Raw genomic sequence first — 887 nt, forward strand, 5'->3', positions numbered from 1 at the left:
GCTGTGCAAGCGCCCGCGTTTTCCACCGCCTTTTGTGCGGCGAAATATCCGCAAGAGGAGTAGCCTCTAATAGCAAAAACAAGGAGTATATGATATGCCCTGCGACGCACATTTCGGGATAATTGACGATTTCGATAAACAAGAAAACTATCAGAGATTTTTTAGCGGCAGTTTTCAAGACACGCTGAGGGAACACCACTGCGTTCCGATAGACGACGATATTCTGAACGACTGGGCGAAAGATTTTCAAAGCGTCAGCACATACTATAACAGCTTCAGTTATCCCGCTAAGGGATTCGCGCAGTGTGCGGTAACGCTCGTCCCGCCGGAATCAATTGAGGCGCTTATCCGCATAGTGGAGACAAAGACTTCGGCGCAGTGGCGGGAAGGTTTCAACATAGACAAGCTGCTGGAACTGCTCAAAAAGGCGCACGCCGCAAAGAAATTCGTCATCGTCTACGGCATATAGCCGCCGCGTTTTGGCATAGCAGGCGGGTCTGCCTTTACCAAGACAGCCCGTTTCTCTACAATGCGGCTATGGAATTTACACAGGAAACGCTTGATTCGCTCGCGGTCAGCGAGACTGAGGTCATGAAGCGGGTCGCCGGGGAACTGAACGTCCGCGCGCAGCAGGTGGGCGCGGTCGTTGCTCTGGTGAGCGAGGGCTGCACCATACCGTTTATCTCGCGGTACCGCAAGGAACAGCACGGCTCGCTCGACGAAGTGCAGGTGCGCGACGCCGACCGTCTGTTCAAGAGCTACACGAACCTTGAAACGCGCCGCCTCGAAATCGCCCGCGGCATATTCGCGGCGGGGAAGCTCACTGAATCGCTCTACGGCGCGGTAATGGGCGCGAAGACGCTCGCCGAGCTTGAGGATTTATGGGC

2 protein-coding genes are annotated in these 887 nt (G+C 55.0%); both read left to right on the forward strand.

What is annotated here, in order from left to right:
- The first annotated feature begins 94 nt into the window (after nt 1-94).
- A complete protein-coding gene (locus AWU74_RS06305) occupies nt 95-469 on the forward strand; it encodes a hypothetical protein (RefSeq protein WP_059370227.1) in 375 nt (124 codons plus the stop codon).
- 68 nt (nt 470-537) lie between these two features.
- On the forward strand, nt 538-887 hold a 350-nt coding region (locus AWU74_RS06310), incomplete at its 3' end, for a Tex-like N-terminal domain-containing protein (protein WP_306701031.1).

This window comes from Treponema endosymbiont of Eucomonympha sp., assembly GCF_001028545.1.

Coding starts and splice junctions, on each gene's coding strand:
- AWU74_RS06305 (WP_059370227.1), top strand. CDS start 95: ATGCCCTGCGACGCACATTTCGGGATAATTGACGATTTCGATAAACAA.